Annotated in this window: 1 pseudogene; it reads left to right on the top strand. The window is 53.6% G+C overall.

Annotation, left to right across the window (positions count from 1 at the left end):
* Positions 1 to 53 precede the first annotated feature (53 nt).
* A pseudogene (locus L6D74_RS29845) lies at positions 54 to 879 on the top strand (transposase family protein); the annotation flags it as partial.

Here is an 879-nt window from a genome sequence, read left to right as displayed (position 1 = left end):
TGTCTCGTCCTGAATAAGGTTTACACCTTCTGGCTTCTTATCAGGAGGGTGCAATGGATTCGGGCGCAAAACGCAGTCAACGCGATTACACGCTGACTTTTAAATTGTCGGTTGTCGACCAAGTCGAAAAAGGCGAGTTGAGTTATAAAGAGGCTCAACGGCGCTACGGAATTCAGGGTCGGTCGACGGTGTTGGTTTGGTTACGCAAGCATGGTCGGCAAGACTGGAGCCAAGGCGCCTCCATTCGTTCCCCAAGGACCCGACCGATGGACGAGCCCACTTTGCCCTTAACTCCCGAGCAGAGAATCAAAGAGCTTGAGGAGCAGTTGGCGCTGGCGAATCAGAAAGCCAAGTTTTTTGAAGACGTGGTGGATGTACTGAAGAACGACTACGGCGTCTCTGTCGTAAAAAAGCGGCCCGGCAAGTCGTTGCGCAAACCCAAACCCTGAGTGTCAGCAGGGCTTGCCAGTTTATGGGGATCAGTCGCCAAGCCTTTTACAAACGTAATCGCGTCTATCGGACTCGCATCGAGCAAGATCAGAAGCTCATCGAGTTTGTGCAGACAATTCGAGTACGCCAACCCTGCATTGGCGCCCGCAAATTGCACTCGTTGATGCACGCGGAGCGTGAGAAACAGGAGCTGCATGTCGGCCGTGATCGGTTATTGGCGGTCTTGCGTGATAACCGCCAACTGGTCCGCAGGAAACGGGCTTATCACAAAACGACCGACAGTCATCATCACTTCCGCTGCCATCCCAATCTGCTCAAACCAGGCCCGTCGCAAGTTGTCGCTACCGGTCCGGAACAGGTTTGGGTGGCCGATATCACTTATCTGTCCACCAAGCGTGACGATCCGGTCTATTTGAGTCTGGTGACGGA

The sequence above is a fragment of the Pseudomonas pharyngis genome, from assembly GCF_021602345.1.
GTDB lineage: Bacteria > Pseudomonadota > Gammaproteobacteria > Pseudomonadales > Pseudomonadaceae > Aquipseudomonas > Aquipseudomonas pharyngis.
The sequence above is the reverse complement of the archived record's forward strand: the minus strand, read 5'-3'. Positions and strand labels throughout refer to the sequence as shown.